The following is a 19,775-nucleotide window of genomic DNA, read 5'->3' as shown; positions in this document are numbered from 1 at the left end:
GCGGTCACGCGTTACTTATTCGTTCACTCCGTTGAGAGACCCATGACCAAGCAGACCCGCTTCAATCTCTGGTATGCGATCATTGCGATCTTCGTCGCGATGATGATCCACAATGCGTGGACGAGCTATCGCCAGGTCGCCGTGATTCCCTACAGCCAGTTCCAGGACCTCCTGGCCGCCGGCAAGGTGAAGGAGGTCGGCGTTTCCGAGAACTATCTCGAAGGGACGTTGAAGGAGCCGCTGCCCAGCGGGCAGACGCGCTTTGCGACAACGCGCGTGGACCAAGAGTTCGCCAAGGAGCTTGCCAAGGCCAACGTCACCTTCACCGGCCGGGTCGAGAGCAACATTCTCGGCGACATTCTCTCGCTGGTGATGCCGATCGCGCTGTTCTTCGGCGTCTGGTACTGGCTGTCGCGGCGGATGATGGGCGGCGCAGGTGGGCTCGGCGGCGGCCTGATGCAGATCGGCAAGAGCAAGGCCAAGGTCTATGTCGAGGCCAATACCGGTGTGCGCTTCGAGGACGTCGCCGGCGTCGACGAGGCCAAGGACGAGCTGCGCGAGATTGTCGCCTTCCTGAAGGATCCGAAATCCTATGGCCGTCTCGGCGGCCGCATGCCGAAGGGCGTGCTGCTGGTCGGCCCGCCCGGCACCGGCAAGACCTTGCTCGCCAAGGCGGTCGCGGGCGAGGCCGGTGTGCCGTTCTTCTCGATCTCGGGCTCGGAGTTCGTCGAGATGTTCGTCGGCGTCGGTGCGGCGCGCGTGCGCGACCTGTTCGAGCAGGCGCGCGCCAAGGCGCCCGCGATCATCTTCATCGACGAGCTCGATGCGTTGGGGCGCGCCCGCGGCATGGGCCCGTTCGCCGGCGGCCATGACGAGAAGGAGCAGACCCTGAACCAGCTGCTGGTCGAGCTCGACGGCTTCGACTCCTCGGTCGGCCTTGTGCTGCTGGCGGCGACCAACCGCCCTGAGATTCTCGATCCGGCGCTGCTGCGCGCCGGCCGCTTCGACCGCCAAGTGCTGGTCGATCGTCCGGACAAGCCGGGCCGCATCCAGATCCTCAACGTGCATCTGAAAAAGGCCAAGCTCGCCGCCGACGTCGATCCGGAGAAGGTGGCGGCGCTGACGCCGGGCTTCACCGGCGCCGATCTCGCCAATCTCGTCAACGAGGCGACCTTGCTGGCGACGCGGCGCGGCGCCGATGAGGTCACGCTCGACGACTTCAACAATGCGATCGAGCGCATCGTGGCCGGCCTGGAGAAGCGCAACCGGCTGCTCAATCCGAAGGAGCGCGAGATCGTCGCCTATCACGAGATGGGCCATGCCATCGTCGCGATGAGCCTGCCGGGCACCGATCCCGTGCACAAGGTCTCGATCATTCCGCGCGGCGTCGGCGCGCTCGGCTACACGATCCAGCGGCCGACCGAGGATCGCTTCCTGATGACGCGGGAGGAGTTGGAGAACAAGATGGCGGTGCTGCTCGGCGGCCGCGCCGCGGAGCTCGTGGTCTATGGCCATCTGTCGACGGGGGCGGCCGACGATCTGCGCCGCGTCACCGACATCGCGCGCTCGATGGTGACGCGCTACGGCATGTCGGAGCAACTCGGCTCGGTGGCCTATGAGCGCGACAACCAGTCGTTCTTGGCGCCCGGCACCTCGCGCAGCGCCGACTATGGCGAGGCCGCCGGCGACGCGATCGACGCCGAGGTGCGCGCGATCGTGACATCGGCGCTGGAGCGCACCCGCAAGCTGCTGCAGGACAAGCGCGACGTGCTCGAGCGCGCCGCCCGCCGCCTGCTGGTCAAGGAGACGCTCGACGAAAGCGAGCTCGCCGCGCTCCTGAAGCAGGACCAGCGCGCCGGCGACCTCGTCGCGGCGGCGCAGCCGGTGTAGGTTCGTCGTCTGCATGAGCGATAGCCGACGCCCGGAGGGCGTCGGCGACAGCGACATGCAGGGTCTCACGCGGTGCTGCGATGACCCCGGATGTCGCTGCGCTCATCCGGGCTACAGCACCTCCTTTCACCGCCGCGGCCACATCCGGGCCAGTGTCTCGTCCTTGACGATGAACGCGTGCCAGAGCGTCGCCGCGATGTGCAGGCCGATCACGAGATAGACCAGATAGGCCAACGTATCATGCGCGATCTCGCCGGCATGGGCGATCGCCTTGTCGCCGGCGAATAGACGCGGCCAGCTGAAGGTCCAGAAATAGCGCAGCGAGTAGCCGCCGGCCGACGAGAACATGTAGCCGGTCACCGGCATGATCAGCAGCAGCGCATAGAGCGCCCAATGATTGAGCTGTGAGAGCGCCCGGACGAGCGGACCGAATGTGGCAGGCGCTGGCGGTGCCGTGGTTCTCGACCTCACGACCACGCGAAGCAGCGTCAGCAGAAACAGCGTGATGCCGAGCGATTTGTGGATCTCCAGCAATTCGCGGCGCGGCGACGTTCCCGCGGGCTGCAGGCCGCAATACAGCCCGATCAGCATGGCTGCGATGAACAGCACGGCTGTGACCCAATGGATCCATCGTAGCAGGGGATCATAGGCTTTATTCGTTTCAGTCACGATTGCATCTCGCCTGGACAAAGCAGGCGCCTGGATAGAGCGACGCGTCCACGTTGTCGAAGGACCAGAGGTCGACGGCGCGCGGCGCGGCAACTGGATGAGGAGGTCTTGCGATCATTTTTGGGTGATGCGCCTGGCATGGGTCGTCTCGGCAGAGGGCTCGCATGATCCGCCCTTGCGGCGGGCGCGATTGGGAGGCGCGCCGGCGGTGGCCGCTCATGACGGTGTCGCCCCTCGCTCAATGATTGTGTCTTGCTTTTCCTGCAATTGGGGACCAAGCTCGACACGACATTCTGGTCGGGGGGCCTCATGTCCAACGCTGCGCCGAGAAATATCGTGCTGCTGTCGGATGGGACCGGCAACAGCGCCAAGGCTGTGTTCAAGACCAATGTCTGGCGGCTGTTCCAGCTCCTGGACCTGCGTGATCCGGGCCGGCAGATTGCATTCTATGATGACGGCGTCGGTACGTCGTCGTTCAAGCTGTTCGCGGCGCTTGGCGGCATCTTCGGCTTCGGCCTGAAGCGCAACGTGATCGCGCTCTACAGCTTCTGCTGCCGCAACTACCGTCCCGGCGATCGCATCTACTGCTTCGGCTTCAGCCGCGGCGCCTTCACCATCCGCATCGTGGCGGCGATGATCGCGGGGCAGGGGCTTGTCGACTACAACAACAACGAGGCCGATCTGGCGCGCTTCGCCGGCGATGCCTATCGCCGCTACCGCCAACGCTACAACAGCGGCATCCTGAAATATCTCGGCAAGATCGGACTCGATCTGCGCGGCATTCGCGACTGGGGCATCCGGGAGCTCCGCAGCTGGCGCGGTCTGTTGCCCGAGCCGCCGCCGATCGAGGTGGAGAGCGTGCACTTCGTCGGCATCTGGGACACGGTCGATGCCTATGGCGGACCGATCGAGGAAATGATCCGGGCGATCGACTACTGGGTCTGGCCGCTCTCGATGCCCGACCGGTTCATGAGCGCCAAGATCCATCGGGCCTGCCATGCGCTCGCATTGGAGGAGGAGCGTGACGCGTTCCGGCCGGTGATCTGGGACGAGCGCTATGTGCGCGCCCGGGCCGTCGTTGACGGCAGGCCCGACAAGACCGACTGGCTGTTCGACATCGACCATGATCCGCGCAGCGCGGCGGCGAAGCTTGCCGAGCCGGCGCCGCGGCTGCGCACCGATTTGCCGCCGCGCGACCGCGAGCGCATCAGCCAGGTCTGGTTCACCGGCGTGCATTCCGACATCGGCGGCGGCTATCCGCAGGATGGGCTGTCCTATGTGACGCTCGACTGGATGCTCGACCGCGCCAAGGCGTATGGCCTGATCTATCTCGACGAACGACGCCGGGTGCTCTACGACCCCGAGATTGACGCCAACGACAAGCTCAACAATTCGCGCGAGGGGCTCGCGGCCTATTACCGCTATAAGCCGCGCAATCTCCTGGAGATCTATGCGGCGCCGCCGTACAAATTGTCGTTTCGTGCCGACGTCAAGCGCGTCTGGCGCCTGATCAGGAAACAGCCCGATCCGCAGGTCGAGATTCTCGCCGATCTGCATCCCAGCATGTCGCAGACGGTGCTGCCGCCGCCAAAGCCGACGATCCATCGCACCGTGTTCGAACGCATCGCAACGGGCACCGATCGCTACGTTCCGGTGGTGGTGCCGAAGACCTACCGCGTCACCGACGCGACCGACACGCCGGTCGATACATTGCACCCGGCGGACCCGGGCGCCGCGCGATCGAAGGTGCAGGACGACGTCTGGAACTGGGTCTGGCTGCGGCGCGTGGTCTATTTCTCGACGATGTTCGCGCTGCTGTTCGTAGCGGCGATTCCCCTGTTCGTGATCTATGCGCCACGCTTCGGACACGACACCTTCGGTCCCTATGTGAATCCGATCGTCAATGCCGCGGCGTCGTTCCTGCCGAAGCTGCTTGATCCCTGGTTCGTGGCGTTCCGCGACGGCCCGGGGTTCGTTCTGATCGGTGTCATCGTGCTCGCCGTGCTGAGCCTGTGGGGCACGAGGCTGCAGCAATCGCTGCGCGACGTCGCGCGCATCGCCTGGCATGAGCCTCACACTTTTCCGGCGCTCAGCGGCTGGCACAGCGCGGTCTATCGCCTGCGACGGCTTGGCATCTACAAGGCGTTCTTCTACGTGCTCACGCATTGGATCTTTCCAACCGCGATCATGTGGTGGCTGTTCTGGTGGCTCGCATTCGGCACCGCCAACACGCTCGGCCTGTTCTGCAAGGGGACGGGCGAAGGCATTGAGGTCGGTGATACGCCGATCGAGGCCAGGAAGAGCGTGCGCTACAAGAATGGCTTCGAGACCAGCCAGCTCTGCTACGCGACCGGACTGAGCGTTGCCCAGGACGAGACTTATGTGATCACGCTGGATGTCGCGACGCCGTGGTCGGATGCCGAGATTCCGGCGTCACCCACCGGCTTCGGATACGGGACGCTGGCCCAGGTGCCGGGCATCCCGTTCAAGCGGCTGATCTGGTCGAACTGGTTCGCGCCGATCGTCCGGGTCGGCGGCACCGGGCTGGAGGAGCATCTGCCGGAATTCAAGCAGGATCCGGCGAACGCCAGTCGCTGGACCGCCGAGTTCATCGCCCGCAGCAACGGCGAGGTGTTCGTCTATGTCAACGACACCTCGATCTTCCTGCCGTGGTTCTGGCACGCGTTCTACGACAACAACCACGGCAGCGCTACGGTGTCGCTGCGCCGGAAGGCGACCGAGCAATAGGCTCTTCAGCCTTCGCCGAACACGCGGCGGAAGATCGTGTCGACGTGCTTGAGGTGGTAGCCGAGGTCGAACTGCTCGTCGATCTCGGCGTCCGTGAGATATTTCTTCACGTCGGCATCGGCCTTCAGCAAGGTCTTGAAGTCACCTTCGCCGCGCCACACCGGCATCGCGTTGCGCTGGACCAGCTTGTAGGAGTCCTCGCGGCTGGCGCCCTTTTGCGTCAGCGCGATCAAGAGGCGCTGCGAGTGGACCAGGCCGCCGAGCCTGTCGAGGTTCTTTGCCATGTTGGCGGGATAGACCAGGAGCTTCTCGACCAGGCCGGCGAGGCGCACCAGCGCGAAATCGAGCGTCACCGTGGCGTCGGGGCCGATCATGCGCTCGACCGAGGAATGCGAGATGTCGCGCTCGTGCCAGAGCACGACGTTCTCCATCGCCGGCGTCACATAGGCGCGCACCATGCGGGCGAGGCCGGTGAGATTCTCCGACAGCACCGGGTTGCGCTTGTGCGGCATCGCGGAGGAGCCCTTCTGCCCCTCGGAGAAGAACTCCTCGGCTTCCAGCACTTCCGTGCGCTGCAGGTGGCGGACCTCGGTGGCGAAGCGTTCGACCGAGGAGGCGATCACGCCGAGCGTGGCGAAGAACATCGCGTGGCGGTCGCGCGGGATGACCTGCGTCGAGATCGGCTCGGGGCTGAGGCCCATCGCCTTGGCGACGTGCTCCTCGACGCGCGGGTCAATCTGGGCGAAGGTGCCGACGGCGCCGGAAATGGCGCAGGTCGCGACCTCCTTGCGGGCCGCGACCAGGCGCTCGCGGGCGCGGCTGAACTCGGCATAGGCATAAGCGAGCTTGAGGCCGAAGGTGACCGGCTCGGCATGGATGCCGTGCGAGCGGCCGATGGTCGGCGTCATCTTGTGCTCGAAGGCGCGCGTCTTGAGCGCGGCCAGCACGCGGTCGAGATCGGCCAGCAGCAGGTCGGCGGCGCGCGTCAGCTGCACGTTCAGGCAGGTGTCGAGCACGTCCGACGACGTCATGCCCTGGTGCACGAAGCGCGCCTCAGGGCCGACGATCTCGGCGAGATGGGTGAGGAAGGCGATGACGTCGTGCTTGGTCTCGCGCTCGATCTCGTCGATGCGGGCGACGTCGAAAGTGGCGTCCTTGGCCTTGGCCCAGATCGTCTTGGCGGCGTCCTTCGGGATCACGCCGAACTCGGCCAGCGCGTCCGCCGCATGCGCCTCGATCTCGAACCAGATCTTGAACCGGGTCTGCGGCTCCCAGATCGAGGCCATTTCGGGGCGGGTATAGCGGGGGATCATCGATGGCGCTCCAGGCGGGAGGGAAGGCGGGCCGGAAGCGGCCAAAGCGGCCCCGGCAGCGTTTTACGCCGTGCCTTAGCAGAGGGATGTTCGCGACACAAACGGTGGGTGACGGCGGGGTGGGGTGGCTGAAAACGGGATTGTGATACCAATTTTTGAGAATCTCGCTGACAGATATTGAAATCTGTCAGCGAGACGGTGTATGTTGATCTCAGCGAAGGATTACTGTCTGACCATGGGTTCAGCGGTTTGAACTGCGAAGGACCGCTTCGATGAAGATTGAAAAGCGACTATTGCACACCCAATTCCAGGACTGGTTGAATCAGCAGATCGCCCGTCATCTGGAGGCCCAGGCGGCCCGGTTGGGGGCTGATCCGGCCACCGCGACGGCTAAGCCGATCCAGATCAAAGCGCATCCGGCGGATGCCGATATGGTGCACGCATGAATGAGGCCGTGGTTCTGACATCCGAGCGCATCCTCGAAGTCACCGAGGACGTGTTGCGCCGTTACGGGCTCGCCAAAGCGACGGTCGTCGACGTCGCAAGGGCGCTCGATGTCAGCCACGGCTCCGTCTACCGTCATTTTCCGAGCAAGGCGTCGCTGCGTGAGGCAGTGGCGAAACGCTGGCTCGAGCGCGTCAGCAAGCCGCTGGCGCAGATCGCCGCCGAGCCGGGGCCGGCCCCGGCCAAGCTGGAGCGCTGGCTGCGCGAGCTGTTCGGCGCCAAGCACAAGCGGGTCTGCGAAGACCCCGAGATGTTCGCCACCTATCTGACCCTGGCGCGCGAGGCGTGTTCGGTGGTCAAGGCGCACAAGCAGGATCTGATCGCCCAGGTCGAGGGCATCATTGCCGAAGGCGTCGCCCAGGGCGCGTTCGAGGTCGCCGATCCGAAAACTGCGGCCGCTGCGATCTTCGACGCGACCAGGAGCTTCCATCATCCGGCTCACGCCGACGAGTGGGGCGAATGCACCTGCTCGGCCCGGGTCGATGCCGTTCTGACCCTGTTGTTGCGCGGATTGCAGGCGCGATAGCCGACGGGCACGAGACCTGTCGGTGAGCGCTCGCTGCAGGCGTCCGATGTCCGTGTGGCGACACTCTCCTTACAACGTCATTGCGCGCGCAGCGACGCAATCCAAGGGGTGTCCAAGGGGTGGGCGTGACTCTCGATTGCTTGGCTGCGCCGCTGCGCTCGCAATGACGGGTTGAGAAACGTCGCCTGCCAACGACCGGCGTGCTAGGATGAACTCCGCTACAGATCCGTCAGGCCGCTGGTCACCGCCAGCCGCACGAGTTGCGCGTCGGTCTGCAGCCCGGTCTTGGCCTTCACCAGATAATGATAGTTCTGCACCGTCTTGACGCTGAGGTGCAGATTGGTGGCGATCTGTTCGGTGGTCAGCCCCGAGGCGAGCTGGCGCAGGATCTCGATCTCGCGCTCACCCAAGCGGTCGAGCACCGTCTGCATCGGATCGAGGCTGTCGGCTGCCAGGACATGAGCGACGTCGTCGCTGAGCGCGCGCTCGCCGCTGATCACCATGCGGATGGCGCGGACCAGGGCGGAGGGTTCGCTGCTCTTGGTCACGAAGCCGCTCGCGCCGGCCGCAAACGCCGCCTTCACCAGCGGCGCCTCGCCATGCATCGAGAACACCAGGATGCAGGCGCGGTTGTCGCGGGCGCGGATGTTGCGGATCGCCTCCAGCCCGCTGGCGCCCTTCATCGAGATGTCGAGCACGACCACGTCAGGCGCATGGACCTTGAACGCGGCATAGGCTGCGGCGGCGCTGTCGGCCTCGGCGATCACGCGAAAACCGTCCTGGCTTTCCAGCACACGGCGATAGCCCTGGCGCACCACCGGATGGTCGTCGACCAGCAGAATTGAAATTGCTGTCGGCTCGGCCATTCAGTGACCTCAGGCCGCGAGCGGGATGGTCGCCGACACGCTGAGCCCGCGGGCGGCCGGCGCGATCGACAGCGAGCCGCCGACGGCGGCGATACGCTCGCGAATGCCGGTGAGGCCGAAGCCGGAGGATTGCGCCAGCTGCGTGGCGTCGCCGCCGCCATCATCCTCGATCGAGATCAGCAGCGCGCTGTCAGGGCCGGGGCGCCGCTCGACCCGCAGCGACACCTCGCTGGCATCGGTGTGACGCAAGGCGTTGGTCAGGCATTCCTGCGCCATGCGATAGGCGGTCACCGCGACCGGACCCTGGATGTCGGCGAGATCGCCGTGCAGGTCGAGCCGGATCGCGGGGCGTGCCGCGTGCTGGTAGTTCTGCGTCAGCGCCACCAGGCCGGCTTCGAGGCCGAGCTCCTCGGCGAGCGGCCGGCGCAGCCGGCTCAAGGTGCCGCGCAGGCAGGCCATCAGATGGGTGACGGACTGCGTGATCATGCGCGCATCCTGCGCCATCTGGTCGTTGCGGTCCTTGCCGGCGCTTTCGATCGTCGAGGCGAAAGCGAGGATGGCGGTGAGGTTCTGGCCGAACTCGTCATGCAGCTCGCGGGCGAGCGCGCGCCGCTCCTCGTCGCGGATGTCGAGCAGGCGCTCGGTCAACGCCGCGCGCTGCTCATTGGCCTGCGCCAGCCGGTCGCCGAGCTCGCAGACCGCGCGGCCGATCATCGCGAGCTCCATCGAGCGGAAGCGCGGCAGCGCCGGGCGGTGCTCGCCCTCGGCCAGACGCCGCAACGCCTGCACGATGCTGCGCGCGGGCGCCAGCGCATGGGCGATCGCCAGCGACGCGAGCACACCGATGGCAACCGCCATCGCCAGCGCCACGCCGAAACTGTCCTGGATGCGCAGCCAGGCGAGCTGGATCGCGGCATCAGGATCGGCCACGGCCGACACGGTTCCCGCCGTCGTCGCCCGTGCGCTGATTGCTTGCGCCACCGCCGCGTGATCGCCGAGGATCGTCTCGACCAGCCCTGAGAACCAGCGCGGCGGCACCGCGCCGAGGCCCTTGCTCTGGCCACACAGCGGCTTTTCGAAGGCGGCTTCCGGCTTGAACTGCACGCAGATGCCGGGCGCGATCAGCTTCATCGTCTCGGTCGTGCGCCAGTCCGGCACCGGCAGCAGATGGTCGCGCGTCCGGTTGCTGCGCAGCAGCAGCTCGCGCCAATACAGCGCCTCCAGCGCCTGTGAGACGCGTTCGGCGGAGGCCGTGGTGGCGCGATCGACGCTGCGATAGGCGTCGACGGTGACCCAGATGGCTGCGGCCGCCAGGCAGAGCAGAACGATCAGCGCCAGGCGGGCGATGAGCTGGAGCACGAGACGCATGCGATCTCTCCACGGCTTCGGCCGCAGCGTAACAACGTGCCGCTGCGCCGCCAAGCAAATGCACTGCAGCAAGCGCAAGCTTGGGAAATTTTCCCAAGGGCAGCGAGGCAGATGTCTTTGGACGCTGTTCCGCCGCTCTGCTTAACTTCGCTGTCAAGGCGCCGGCCGTCACGGCGTGTCACCGGGGAGTTCATGCATGAGCGTGGTCAGCAGTGCCGACAGAGTGGAACCTGCGCGGGACGCAGCCGAGCGCGGTCCGCTGCTGCTCTGGATGATCTTTACCGGGCTCACCGTGTTCGCCGCCGTGGTGCTGGCGCGCTACGGCTATTTCCATCTGATGGTCGCCTCCGACCGTACCTACATCTCCAGCGTCGTCGCCGTGCTCTATCTCGTGACCTGCTGTCACTGCTTCTGGCGGACGAGGGCGATCGCGCGCGAGGCGGATGCGGCGCGGCGCTGCCGTGCGGTCTTGATCGGGGCCGATGCCGAGCGCGCGCTCGAACCCGATGCGCAATTGCTGCCCAAAGGGCTCGTCACCAACCACATTTACAGCCTCGTCACCAAGGCGCGGACGCAAGGGGCAGGGCGGCTCGACCAGACACTGCTGTTGCGCACGCTGGCCGACCGGCTGCGCGGCTCCAACGGCTTCGGCGGCTTCGCCTCGGATACTTTGATGAAGCTCGGCCTGCTCGGCACCATCATCGGCTTCATCATCATGCTGGCGCCGATCGCCGGCCTCGACGTCAACGACAAGCTGGCGATGAAATCGTCGATGGGGCTGATGAGCGACGGCATGGCGGTGGCGATGTACACGACGCTGGCCGGCCTCGTCGGCTCGATCCTGGTGCGTATCCAGTACTACATGCTGGACGCGGCGACGGGGCGCGTGTTCTCCGATGCCGTGATGCTGACGGAAACGCGGGTGACGCCGCGGCTCGAGCGCGCGATGGACCGCGCCGCGGAGCAGGGCGCATGATGGACGATTTCGGACTCTTTCCGCGCGAGGAGCAGTTCGACCCGTTCAGCGTGATGCTGTTCAAGGCGCTGCAGATCGTCGCGTTCTTCTTCTTCATCGCGGTGCTCGCGATCTCGCCCGACGCCAAGGACGGCAAGGTCGACTCGAAGGCCGAGTTCCTGATCACGATGGACTGGCCGGACAACCACCCCGACGATCTCGACCTGTTCGTGCAGGACCCTGTCGGCAACATCGCCTGGTACAGGCATCGCGAGGCCGGCTTTCTCACCCTCGACCGCGATGATCGCGGCGGCGCCAACGACTTCATCCTGGTCAACGGCCTCAAGATCCCGTCGCCGATCCGCGAGGAGATCGTGACGATCCGCGGCATCGTCGCCGGCGAATACACCGTCAACATCTCGCATTTCCAGAATGTCAGCGGCGCGCCGGTCGAGGCCAAGGTGAAGGTGCAGAAGCTCAACCCGACCGCGCAGGTGATCTTCGACGACAAGGTCGTGCTCGATCATTCCGGCGATGAGAAGACGGCGCTGCGCTTCAAGCTCGACGCGACCGGCAAGGTGATCGACGTGCAGCGCCGGCCGAAATCGCTCTTGGAGACGTTCCGCAATGTCCGCGCCAACGGCGCCGATATCGATCCCAAGACCGGCGTCAGGATGATCAGCCGATGATGAGCCATTTGCAGACCGTCATCGTCACGCTCTCCGTGTGCTATGCGCTGATCGGCGCGCTGCTGCTGCTGGTCTTGGTCTATGCGCGGCTGCCCTGGCAGGCCAAGGCGGCTGCGGTGATCGTCACCAGCGCGTTCTATGTCGGCAGCTTCGTCGGCGCCCGCGGCCTGCTCGGCTGGGCCAGCATCGACCGGCTGCCGAAGACCTTCAAGGTGCTGCAGGTGCGCATCGTCGATCCGCACACACTCGATGGCGATCCCGGCGCGGTCTATCTGTGGGTCGAGGCGCTCGACGCCGACAACCGGCCAAGCGGCGTGCCGCGCGCCTACAGGATTCCCTACAGCGATGCGCTCGCGGAGAAGGCCCAGCACGCCGCCGACCAGATCGCCGCCGGCCATCCGCAAGGCGGCCGTGCCGCCGATTTCGGCACCGGCGACGGCGGGGTCATCGATGCCGCGCGCGAATACATCCTGCCCAAGACCATCATCGAGACGGCCGGCGGCGATCCCTCGACCGGCGAGTTCAAGGCCGCGCTGAAGGCCGGCGACGGCGTCTCCTTCACGCCATTGCTGCCGCCGCGCATGCCGCCGAAGGATGAGCAGTGATGCGGCCGGCGCGGTGGTCTCCCGCGTTTGCGCGCGTCACTCCGTTCGGCGCGAACGACGCCAAGCCGCTATTGCAACATCAACGTGCGCTTTTGGGCCATTGGCTGAGCGCGATCGCCGCGACGCGGCGCAGCTCCGCGTGGCTGGCGCCGCCGACGGACTGCACCGCCATGCCGTAGATCACCACCGAGAGATAGCGCGCAAGATCTGACGGACTTGCATTGGGCGGCAGGTCGCCCTCGGCCTTGGCCCGCGTCAGACGCCGGCGGATGGCCGCCTCCCCGGCGATGCGATGCGCGCTCATGTCGCGGCGGATCATGGCGGCCTCGTCGCTGCAGGCCAGCGCGCCGTGCACGCCGAGGCAACCGACCGGATTTGCCTTGTCGCCGTGGAGCTCCGCTGCGCCTTCCAGGAGTTGCCGCGCGACCTCAAGGGCCGTCGGCGCCTTGAGCGCCTTGGTGCGGTAGGCGCCTGCCTTCGCCTCGTAGCGTTGCAGTACCAGGCGGAACAAGGCTTCCTTGTTGCCGAAGGCGGCGTAGAGGCTCGGCCGCGTGATGCCCAGCGTCTCGGTCAGATCGGAGAGCGATGTTCCTTCGTAGCCCTTTTGCCAGAACAGCGAGGTCGCCAGTTCAAGGGCCCTTTCAGTGTCGAATTCGCGCGGCCGTCCGGTCGGCATGGAGAAGGTTCCTCATCGATATTCAGCTTGACTTCGCCCGTCCACTGCGGAGACTAATATACCGATCGATATAGAACGATGCGAGGGTCGAACATGAGCTGTATTAGCATATCCGGGACCCGCAAGTGGGCCACGGAATTGGCGTATGTCCTGCTGACGTCCCTCGCGGCGATGCTCGGCGCGTCGCCGGCGTTTGCCATCGAGCCGTTTCCAGCGGAGTTCAAGACCCAGAGCATCGCGGTGAACGGCGCCACACTGCATGTCCGCGTCGGCGGCAAGGGCCCCGCCGTGGTGCTGCTGCACGGCTTCGCCGACACCGGCGATATGTGGGCGCCGCTCGCCGGGGCGCTCGACAAGGACCACACCGTCATCGTTCCCGACCTGCGCGGGATGGGTCTGTCGTCGCAGCCGGCCGGCGGCTACGACAAGAAGACGCAAGGCGTCGACATCGCCATGGTGATGGACAAGCTCAACGTCCAGAAGGCCGATCTGGTGACGCACGACATCGGCAACATGGTCGGCTACGCGCTCGCTGCGCAATATCCCGATCGTATCACCAAATGGGTGGTGATCGATGCGCCACTGCCCGGTATCGGTCCGTGGGACGAGATCCTGAAGAGCCCGTTGCTGTGGCATTTCAATTTCCGCGGGCCCGATGTCGACCGGCTCGTCAAAGGCCGTGAGCGGATCTATCTCGATCGCTTCTACAATGAGCTGTCGGCCGACCCGAAGAAGATCGACGAGGCGACGCGCAGGCATTATGCAAAGCTCTATGCGCGGCCGGGCAACATGCACTACGCCTTTGAGCAGTTTGCTGCCTTCAACCAGGATGCCAAGGACAACAAGGTCTTTGCCGAGAAGAAGCTGCCGATGCCGATCCTGGCCCTCGGCGCCGAGAAATCGTTCGGCGATCAGGAGGCGGCGGTCATTCGCAACGTCGGCAGCAACGTCCAGGGCGGCATCATCACCGGCTCAGGGCACTGGATCATGAAAGAACAACCGGCGCAGACCGTGCAGAAGGTTCGCGCCTTTCTCGAGGGCAAATGAGCGGCCGTCGCCAGGACGCCGCCCCATGAGGATCATGCGTCGACGCCCGGTTGCGGCTGTTCCGTGGAGGTGTCAATAATCCCAGAACGCCGTCACCCAGCGGAAGACATCGCCGCCGCCGGCTATGGACTGGCAATGGCGCGCCACCGCGCTGAATGCGGCCGACCGGTGAGCGATCGGCAGGCGAGGGCGCGGCATGTGACCCGGTGACTACGTTCAGCCTCTCGCACGGCGAAATTGCCAAGTGCCCCTGTTCGCGTTAGCCTGCGGATCATTTGCTGATTGCATGAAATTCGTTGTTCGTTTGATTGGATAGTGAGGGAGCGTTGCGATGCGCAGGCTGACGATCGCATTGGCCGCTGCGTTGCTGTGGCCGGCCGGACAGGCGCTCGCCTGGTGGGACGAGGGCCATATGCAGATTGCCTATGTGGCCTACAAGAAGCTGACGCCCGCGGCGCGGGACAGGGCGGATGCGCTGCTCAAGCTCAACCCCGACTATTCCAGCTGGATCGCTGGCGCGCCGGCGGGCCAGGAGAAGCTGTACGCCTTCGTCCACGCGGCGACCTGGCCCGACGACATCAAGATGAAGACGGACTATTATGACGATCAGGTGACGGATTCGACGGCCAGGCAGCTCGTTCCCTATGGCCACCTCAAGCACGCTTATTGGCACTACAAGGATACGCTGTTGTCGGCGGACGAGACGCCGCTGCCGCGCCCGGATCCGGTCGACGCGGTGTCGCAGCTCAAGCTGATGATCGCCAAGCTGCCCGCGAACAGCGACGCCTCCGATGCCCTGCGTTCATATAGTCTGAGCTGGATGATCCACCTGGTCGGGGATCTGCACCAGCCGCTGCACGCCATCGCCCGCTATTCGGCCGCCTTGCCGGACAAGGGCGGCGACCGCGGCGGCAACGAAGTGCAGGTCGTCGCCGCCAACGGCGAGAAGCTACCGCTGCACTTTTATTGGGACAGGATCTTTGGCGGCTATTCCTCCGTGTTCGGCGCGATCCGTGACGCCGACCAGGACAGCGGCCTGTCCGCGGTCGCGCCGGATGCCGGAAAGGCCCAGATCGTCGATCCCGCGACATGGGCGCAGGAGAGTTTTGAGCTCGCCAAGACCGTCGCCTACGCCCCGCCTGTGCGCGCCGACAAGCAGCCGGCCGAGCTGACCCGCGACTACGAGACCAACGCCCGCGAGACGGCGCGCAAGCAGGCCGCGCTCGCCGCCGCACGGCTGGCCAATCTGCTCGAGGCGTTGCTGCGGTAGGCGGGCGAGGGGGCCGAAGAGGAGTATGACGGCTTGAGGAGATCTGTTCGTCTCCGTCCGTCGGCAGCGTGACCGGCTGATGCCGTCGGCTTGGCGCCTAGTCTGATCTGCCGGGCGGCGCTCCGATCAATGTGATCGCCAGTCCGCACGACCGCATGCGATCGATGCTCATCGAATTCACCCAACAACGCTCGATCTGATCCGCGCGTCTCGTGACAAACAAACCAAATCGATGCCGTGGTGTGGTTATTCGATTTCGGTGACAGTGCGTTCCACTTCAAACGCCGAGCAGGTGGCTGCCACACGGGTCAATTGCACGATCACCGAAATCCTGAATCCGGCTGCTGCGGCGTGTCCGCGCGCAGCCAAGGCGAGGGCCGGGTTAGTTCGGACGCTTTGATCGCCTGGCTTCGGCGACCTGGACCTGGAACTTGTTGCCGGCCGAGAGGCTGCTGCAGATCCAGTAGGCTCGGTTGCGGTACTCGCCCAGGAACACCTTGGTCTCGACGCAATCCACGTAGGATTTGTAGGTGAGGCTGTCCCGGCACGTCGGCGAGAACGGGGCATTTGTCTGTCCGCCGCCGGACTCGCTACAGCCGACCCAGGGATCCTTGCCGTGTGGCATGCTGGATTCGCAGCCGCCGTTGCAATTGCTCGCGACTTTCTCGTACTTCGCAATCCTGCCCAACACGGTGTCTGGCGCCGGCGACGCTGTCCGCGCGGCTGATGTCGACACGCGCGTGGTCGACGACGTCCGGTGGGACGTCCGTGTGTCTGTGCCACGCTCCACCCGGTGTGGCCTCGCCGCCGGCTTCGGTGCATCGACCGTGACCGGGGGCAGCGTGGCAGCGGAGCCTGTTGGAACTTGCGATACTGCCGGGCCGCTGAGCAACACGGCAGACACGACAACGATGGCGGACGACGCGACAAAGCTCGACGACAATCTCATGCGCCGTGTCCTCCCAAGGCCGGAGCGGTGGTCCCGGCCGATGAACGATAACATACATCCATGGACGAACAACCTTCGATTGCGGGAGTGCCCGGCGCATGACACGTCGTCGTCGAGCTGTCAGCTCAGCGATGCACGAGCTGTCGTCACGACATATGGGGCGGGTTGATGGACCAAGCGCAGCCGTGACAGCCTTCATTGTCGTCGTCTAGCATGTGGCGATGATCCAGCAGGCGATACGAACCGCCACGACGAGTGCCGAACATGTTCGCCGCTTCGCCAAGGGGCGCACTCATCAAGCCTTGCGATCATTGCCTTGTAGACCCCTCCTGATTATTGAAAGAGTTCCGGGGGAACGAGGATTGGGGGGGCGTGATGTTCAGGCTTTGGGCGGGGCTGTGTTTGACCGCAGTGCTGTTATCAGGATGCGCGACCGACAAGGTCGTGACGGATGTTGCGGCCACGATGCAGCGAGTTGGACAGCCGGCGGCGGGAAAATCCCGTGTCGTCGTGCTGGCCGCACAGAAAAGGGGCCTTCTTTTCCAGGGGACCGTCTGTGATGTGACGCTTGATGGGGCGCCGCTTGGGGAGCTCAAGATCGGCACTTATATGCACATTGATGTTCCCGCCGGACGTCATCAACTCGGAGCGACGCAGACCCTGTTTGCGGGGCAGACTCAGACCGACGTGACAACCCAGGCTGGTCGAGCCTATTACTTCCGTGTCCAGCCCAGCCAGCGCTCCAAGGCCATTTCGGCAGGCGCGATGGTTGGTGGTGTTGCCGGTGCGCTGGTCACCTCGGCGGCCTCGTCCGGAAGCGACAACCCCGGACCCGTCGATTTTGTGCCGCTGGACGAAGCGGCGGCCCGGGCCATGATCGAAGAATTCCAATTGGTGGATGCAGAAGGCAGGGGCGGGTGAGCCGGAGGCGGGCTGCCCCGTCGGGCCCCGCTTGAGTCACGGGTCTCGTCTATTCGCGCGTGAACAATCAAACGCCCGCGACAGGGCGAATAGCGTCGCGCCTGCTTCTTCCCCCGCAGCACCCAAGCAGCCTGTCCGGCGATACGGCCTGCAGGCGCTGGTGTACGGCGCGCACGGGCAAAGGCGGTCGACGCTGACGGGACGCTTCACGTCGGCTCTTTCACTCCTCGTCGTGCCTGCCCGCAAAAACCGCTTGCTCCGGCGCGTCCGGTTTGATGTTGCTCAAATTCCGTGCGAAGCCGGCTTGTACGGTGCAACCGGGAGGACAGGGTGCTGCTGGCGATATTCACCGACATCCATGCCAACCGGCAGGCCTTTGCTGCCTGCCTGGAGGCGGCGCGCGCCCGGGGCGCCGACCGCCTGATCTGCCTCGGGGATATCGTCGGCTATGGCGCCGATCCGGAATGGTCTGTCGACACCGTGATGGAGATGGTCGCCGCTGGCGGGCTCGCCGTGCGCGGCAACCATGACAACGCCGTCTCCACCGCGAGCGAGACCATGAATGCCGAGGCACAGGCGGCGATGGAGTGGACGCGCGGCCGGCTCAGCGCCGAGCAGCGGCGCTTTCTCGCCGAGCTGCCGATGAGCGTCGGGGACGAGGACCGGCTGTTCGTGCACGCGGAGGCGTCGAGCCCGCCGCGCTGGCGCTATGTGCAGAGCTCGGCCGATGCCGCGCGCAGCATGATCGCGACCGAGGCGCAGGTCACGTTCTGCGGCCACATCCACCGTCCTGCGCTGTACTCGATGTCTGCCACCGCCAAGATGACGAGCTTCACGCCGACGGCCAACATGCCGATTCAGCTTTTGCGCGGCCGGCAATGGCTGGCCGTGGTCGGTTCGGTCGGCCAGCCGCGCGACGGCGATCCGGCGGCGTCCTTCGTGACGTTCGACACGAAAAGCCGCGAGCTGACCTATTGCCGTGTGCCCTATGACGTCGAGGCGGCGGCGCAGCGCATCCGCGACAACGGCCTGCCGCCCTGGCTGGCGCAGCGGCTGTCGATGGGGCGCTAGCGCATGCCGAGATCAAAGCTCCAGCCGGGCGTTGTCATCGACGGTTTCACGGTCGGCGAATGCGTCCATTCCGGCGGCATGGCGACGTTGTGGAGCGTCACCCGGCCGGACATCGACCGCCCCGTCCTGATGAAGGTGCCGCGCGTCTCCGAGGGCGAGGATCCCGCGGCGATCGTCAGCTTCGAGATGGAGCAGATGATCCTGCCAAAACTGTCCGGCCCGCATGTGCCGGCCTGTTTCGGCACCGGCGATTTCGCCACGCAAGCCTATGTCGTGATCGAGCAGATTCCGGGCGAGACGCTGTACAAGCGGCTGCCCGAGCTGCCGCTGGGTTATGAGGAGGCGCGGGGGCTGGTCGCGAAGATCGCCACCGCGCTCGCCGACATTCACCGGCAGCATGTCATCCATCACGACATCAAGCCGTCGAGCATCATGTTCCGTCCCACGGGCGAGGCGGTGCTGATCGACTACGGCCTGTCCTGCCACAAGCATCTGCCGGACCTGCTGCAGGAGGAGTTCCGCCTGCCTTATGGCACCGCGCCCTATATGGCGCCGGAGCGCATGATGGGCACGCGCAGCGATCCGCGCAGCGATCTGTTTTCACTCGGCGTGCTCTTGTACTTTTTCACGACCGGGGTGCGACCGTTCGGCGAGACCGAGACCCTGCGCGGCATGCGCCGGCGTCTCTGGCGCGATCCTTATCCGCCGCGCCAGTTGAAGCCGGACTATCCGCCATGGCTGCAGGAGATCGTGCTGCGTTGCCTGGAGATCGAGCCGGTCTGGCGCTATCCGACCGCGGCGCAGCTCGCCTTCGATCTTGGCCATCCCGACCAGGTCAAGCTCACCGCGCGCGCCGAGAAGGTCAAGCGTGATCCGATCACGACCGTCTGGCGCCGCCGCTTCAATCGTGGCCTGGTGCAGCCGGAGCAGAAGACATCCGACGTCGCGCTGCAGATCGCCTCGAGCCCGATCGTGGCGGTGGCGATCGACACCTCGGAAGGCGGTGAGGAGCTCAACGGCGCGCTGCGTCTGACCGCCCAGCGTATTCTCGCCACGCTCCCCGCGGCCCGGCTCGCCTGCGTCAACGTGCTGAAGCTCGGCCGCCTGACCATCGACCGCACCCTGGACGAGGAGGGCAACAACAAGCATATCGACCGCATGGTGGCGCTGAAGCACTGGGCGACGCCGCTCAAGCTCGACGCCGGCCGGCTGACGGTGCACGTGCTCGAAGCCGTCGATCCGGCCGCCGCCATCATCGAATTCGCCGAGGTCAACCAGATCGATCACATCATCATCGGCGCCCGCCGCGACTCGGTGCTGCGCTCGCTGCTCGGCAGCGTGTCGGCGAAGGTGGCCGCCGAAGCCGGCTGCACGGTGACCGTGGTGCGCACGCGCCACGCGGCGCGCGAGGCGGAAGACGACGATGATGACGTGCCGGCGAAGGTCGTGTCGGGCGAATGAAGGAGGCGACTTGTCCTCTCCATGAGGGGCAAAAGCCGAGGCACTGCACACCTCGTGGTTTGTATGCAGCGCCAGTTGGCGCACGCGACTCATGGTGAGGAGCGCCGCTGGCACGTCTCGAACCATCAGGCCGATCCTGGCCGCGCCTTCCGAGACGCCCGCCTTCATCGGATCGATTCTTTCACCTTTCAACCATGACGTCCGAAGCGGCATCTCCCGCATGAATTTGAGGCGCAGCTGCGATTGC

General features: G+C 65.6%; 18 protein-coding genes. 12 read left to right on the top strand and 6 right to left on the bottom strand.

Annotated features, from left to right (window positions below):
- The first annotated feature begins 42 nt into the window (after window positions 1–42).
- Window positions 43–1,890, top strand: a complete 1,848-nt coding sequence (ftsH, locus tag BBTA_RS25050; RefSeq protein ID WP_012045299.1) for an ATP-dependent zinc metalloprotease FtsH — start codon at window positions 43–45, stop codon at window positions 1,888–1,890.
- 126 nt (window positions 1,891–2,016) lie between these two features.
- On the opposite strand, the gene BBTA_RS25045 is transcribed toward ftsH, so the two are convergent.
- Window positions 2,017–2,559, bottom strand: a complete 543-nt coding sequence (locus BBTA_RS25045) for a cytochrome b (RefSeq protein WP_012045298.1) — start codon at window positions 2,557–2,559, stop codon at window positions 2,017–2,019.
- Window positions 2,560–2,868: 309 nt separating this feature from the next.
- Here BBTA_RS25045 and BBTA_RS25040 point away from each other — a divergent pair, with 309 nt between their 5' ends.
- Window positions 2,869–5,307: a DUF2235 domain-containing protein gene (locus BBTA_RS25040; RefSeq protein ID WP_148221499.1), complete on the top strand. Its 2,439-nt coding sequence runs from the start codon at window positions 2,869–2,871 to the stop codon at window positions 5,305–5,307.
- Window positions 5,308–5,312: 5 nt separating this feature from the next.
- Here BBTA_RS25040 and purB read toward each other — a convergent pair whose 3' ends face one another.
- A complete protein-coding gene (gene purB, locus BBTA_RS25035; protein ID WP_012045296.1) occupies window positions 5,313–6,620 on the bottom strand; it encodes an adenylosuccinate lyase in 1,308 nt (435 codons plus the stop codon).
- A gap of 272 nt (window positions 6,621–6,892) precedes the next feature.
- Here purB and BBTA_RS40880 point away from each other — a divergent pair, with 272 nt between their 5' ends.
- Together BBTA_RS40880 and BBTA_RS25030 are read left to right on the top strand one after the other, a co-directional pair.
- On the top strand, window positions 6,893–7,066 hold the full coding sequence (locus tag BBTA_RS40880) for a hypothetical protein (protein WP_012045295.1): 174 nt from the start codon (window positions 6,893–6,895) through the stop codon (window positions 7,064–7,066).
- Complete coding sequence (locus BBTA_RS25030) at window positions 7,063–7,650, top strand: TetR family transcriptional regulator (RefSeq protein WP_012045294.1); 588 nt, start codon at window positions 7,063–7,065, stop codon at window positions 7,648–7,650. The genes BBTA_RS40880 and BBTA_RS25030 overlap by 4 nt, the downstream gene beginning before the upstream one ends.
- A 218-nt stretch (window positions 7,651–7,868) precedes the next feature.
- Here the strand turns inward: BBTA_RS25030 and BBTA_RS25025 are convergent, their stop codons facing one another.
- Window positions 7,869–8,516 carry a response regulator transcription factor gene (locus BBTA_RS25025; RefSeq protein WP_012045293.1) on the bottom strand — a complete coding sequence of 216 codons (648 nt, stop codon included), beginning with the start codon at window positions 8,514–8,516 and terminating at the stop codon, window positions 7,869–7,871.
- 9 nt (window positions 8,517–8,525) lie between these two features.
- The gene (locus BBTA_RS25020) at window positions 8,526–9,884 is read right to left on the bottom strand and encodes a histidine kinase (protein ID WP_012045292.1); all 1,359 of its coding nucleotides are present in this window, start codon (window positions 9,882–9,884) and stop codon (window positions 8,526–8,528) included.
- Window positions 9,885–10,080: 196 nt separating this feature from the next.
- On the opposite strand from BBTA_RS25020, the gene BBTA_RS25015 reads away from it, so the two are divergent.
- The 3 genes from BBTA_RS25015 to BBTA_RS25005 are packed head-to-tail and all read left to right on the top strand — an operon-like array spanning window position 10,081 to window position 12,133.
- Entirely contained in the window at window positions 10,081–10,860 is a 780-nt protein-coding gene (locus BBTA_RS25015; protein WP_012045291.1) for a MotA/TolQ/ExbB proton channel family protein, read from the top strand.
- Window positions 10,857–11,528, top strand: a complete 672-nt coding sequence (locus BBTA_RS25010) for a hypothetical protein (protein WP_012045290.1) — start codon at window positions 10,857–10,859, stop codon at window positions 11,526–11,528. Before BBTA_RS25015 ends, BBTA_RS25010 begins: the two co-directional genes overlap by 4 nt.
- Window positions 11,525–12,133, top strand: coding sequence for a hypothetical protein (locus BBTA_RS25005; protein ID WP_012045289.1), 609 nt, complete (start codon window positions 11,525–11,527; stop codon window positions 12,131–12,133). The genes BBTA_RS25010 and BBTA_RS25005 overlap by 4 nt, the downstream gene beginning before the upstream one ends.
- A gap of 79 nt (window positions 12,134–12,212) precedes the next feature.
- On the opposite strand, the gene BBTA_RS25000 is transcribed toward BBTA_RS25005, so the two are convergent.
- Window positions 12,213–12,809, bottom strand: coding sequence for a TetR/AcrR family transcriptional regulator (locus tag BBTA_RS25000; RefSeq protein WP_012045288.1), 597 nt, complete (start codon window positions 12,807–12,809; stop codon window positions 12,213–12,215).
- A gap of 93 nt (window positions 12,810–12,902) precedes the next feature.
- Between BBTA_RS25000 and BBTA_RS24995 the strand changes: the two genes are divergently transcribed.
- Both BBTA_RS24995 and BBTA_RS24990 read left to right on the top strand, forming a co-directional pair.
- Entirely contained in the window at window positions 12,903–13,856 is a 954-nt protein-coding gene (locus BBTA_RS24995; protein ID WP_012045287.1) for an alpha/beta fold hydrolase, read from the top strand.
- A gap of 331 nt (window positions 13,857–14,187) precedes the next feature.
- Complete coding sequence (locus BBTA_RS24990) at window positions 14,188–15,126, top strand: S1/P1 nuclease (protein ID WP_012045286.1); 939 nt, start codon at window positions 14,188–14,190, stop codon at window positions 15,124–15,126.
- A 382-nt stretch (window positions 15,127–15,508) separates the two neighbouring features.
- Here the strand turns inward: BBTA_RS24990 and BBTA_RS41430 are convergent, their stop codons facing one another.
- The gene (locus BBTA_RS41430; RefSeq protein ID WP_244424103.1) at window positions 15,509–15,751 is read right to left on the bottom strand and encodes a hypothetical protein; all 243 of its coding nucleotides are present in this window, start codon (window positions 15,749–15,751) and stop codon (window positions 15,509–15,511) included.
- A 699-nt stretch (window positions 15,752–16,450) separates the two neighbouring features.
- Here BBTA_RS41430 and BBTA_RS24980 point away from each other — a divergent pair.
- From BBTA_RS24980 to BBTA_RS24970, 3 genes are all read left to right on the top strand, one after another.
- Window positions 16,451–16,996, top strand: a complete 546-nt coding sequence (locus BBTA_RS24980; protein WP_012045283.1) for a DUF2846 domain-containing protein — start codon at window positions 16,451–16,453, stop codon at window positions 16,994–16,996.
- Between the two features lie 330 nt (window positions 16,997–17,326).
- Window positions 17,327–18,067 (top strand): metallophosphoesterase, encoded by a 741-nt coding sequence (locus BBTA_RS24975; protein WP_012045282.1) that lies wholly within the window; start codon window positions 17,327–17,329, stop codon window positions 18,065–18,067.
- 3 nt (window positions 18,068–18,070) lie between these two features.
- The gene (locus tag BBTA_RS24970) at window positions 18,071–19,528 is read left to right on the top strand and encodes a bifunctional serine/threonine-protein kinase/universal stress protein (protein WP_012045281.1); all 1,458 of its coding nucleotides are present in this window, start codon (window positions 18,071–18,073) and stop codon (window positions 19,526–19,528) included.
- The last annotated feature ends 247 nt before the right edge of the window (window positions 19,529–19,775 follow it).

This window comes from Bradyrhizobium sp. BTAi1 (assembly GCF_000015165.1).
Lineage (GTDB): Bacteria > Pseudomonadota > Alphaproteobacteria > Rhizobiales > Xanthobacteraceae > Bradyrhizobium > Bradyrhizobium denitrificans.
This window is presented reverse-complemented; position numbering and strand designations above follow the sequence as displayed.

Coding starts and splice junctions, on each gene's coding strand:
- BBTA_RS25020 (WP_012045292.1), bottom strand. CDS start 9,884: ATGCGTCTCGTGCTCCAGCTCATCGCCCGCCTGGCGCTGATCGTTCTG.
- BBTA_RS41430 (WP_244424103.1), bottom strand. CDS start 15,751: ATGCCACACGGCAAGGATCCCTGGGTCGGCTGTAGCGAGTCCGGCGGC.
- BBTA_RS25005 (WP_012045289.1), top strand. CDS start 11,525: ATGATGAGCCATTTGCAGACCGTCATCGTCACGCTCTCCGTGTGCTAT.
- BBTA_RS25030 (WP_012045294.1), top strand. CDS start 7,063: ATGAATGAGGCCGTGGTTCTGACATCCGAGCGCATCCTCGAAGTCACC.
- BBTA_RS24970 (WP_012045281.1), top strand. CDS start 18,071: ATGCCGAGATCAAAGCTCCAGCCGGGCGTTGTCATCGACGGTTTCACG.
- BBTA_RS24980 (WP_012045283.1), top strand. CDS start 16,451: ATGTTCAGGCTTTGGGCGGGGCTGTGTTTGACCGCAGTGCTGTTATCA.
- purB (WP_012045296.1), bottom strand. CDS start 6,620: ATGATCCCCCGCTATACCCGCCCCGAAATGGCCTCGATCTGGGAGCCG.
- BBTA_RS25000 (WP_012045288.1), bottom strand. CDS start 12,809: ATGCCGACCGGACGGCCGCGCGAATTCGACACTGAAAGGGCCCTTGAA.
- BBTA_RS25015 (WP_012045291.1), top strand. CDS start 10,081: ATGAGCGTGGTCAGCAGTGCCGACAGAGTGGAACCTGCGCGGGACGCA.
- BBTA_RS25025 (WP_012045293.1), bottom strand. CDS start 8,516: ATGGCCGAGCCGACAGCAATTTCAATTCTGCTGGTCGACGACCATCCG.
- ftsH (WP_012045299.1), top strand. CDS start 43: ATGACCAAGCAGACCCGCTTCAATCTCTGGTATGCGATCATTGCGATC.
- BBTA_RS24990 (WP_012045286.1), top strand. CDS start 14,188: ATGCGCAGGCTGACGATCGCATTGGCCGCTGCGTTGCTGTGGCCGGCC.
- BBTA_RS40880 (WP_012045295.1), top strand. CDS start 6,893: ATGAAGATTGAAAAGCGACTATTGCACACCCAATTCCAGGACTGGTTG.
- BBTA_RS24995 (WP_012045287.1), top strand. CDS start 12,903: ATGAGCTGTATTAGCATATCCGGGACCCGCAAGTGGGCCACGGAATTG.
- BBTA_RS25010 (WP_012045290.1), top strand. CDS start 10,857: ATGATGGACGATTTCGGACTCTTTCCGCGCGAGGAGCAGTTCGACCCG.
- BBTA_RS25040 (WP_148221499.1), top strand. CDS start 2,869: ATGTCCAACGCTGCGCCGAGAAATATCGTGCTGCTGTCGGATGGGACC.